This is a genomic window from Elioraea sp. Yellowstone (genome assembly GCF_006704265.1).
GTDB lineage: Bacteria > Pseudomonadota > Alphaproteobacteria > Acetobacterales > Acetobacteraceae > Elioraea.
The window spans coordinates 1-362 of sequence record NZ_VIKA01000351.1; the positions used below are offsets into that span (position 1 = coordinate 1).

At 80.1% G+C, this 362-nt stretch carries 1 protein-coding gene; it reads left to right on the forward strand.

Annotated features, from left to right (window positions below; translation table 11 throughout):
- Window positions 1-49 precede the first annotated feature (49 nt).
- On the forward strand, window positions 50-362 hold a 313-nt coding region (locus FK498_RS19080; RefSeq protein WP_141857307.1), incomplete at its 3' end, for an alpha/beta fold hydrolase.

Genomic DNA, 362 nt, shown 5'->3' on the forward strand with positions numbered 1-362 from the left:
CGGTCGCGCTCGGCCGCGCCGTGCGCGCCGGCCGCGCCGAGCGCCCCTGATGCGCCGGCCCGACTGGAACCACGACGGCCGCGACTGGCCGAACCGGGTGGCGAGCCGCTTCGTCCCGGCGGGCGGGATCGTCTGGCACGTGCAGGTGATGGGCGACGGGCCGGCGGCGCTGCTCCTGCACGGCACCGGCGCGGCGACGCATTCCTGGGCGGGGCTGATGCCGCTGCTCGCGCGCCGCTTCACGGTGATCGCCCCCGACCTGCCGGGGCACGGCTTCACCGGGATGCCGCCCGGCGAGGGGCTGTCGCTGCCGGCGATGGCGGCGGGCGTCGCCGCGCTCGCCGCCGCGCTCGGCCACGCCC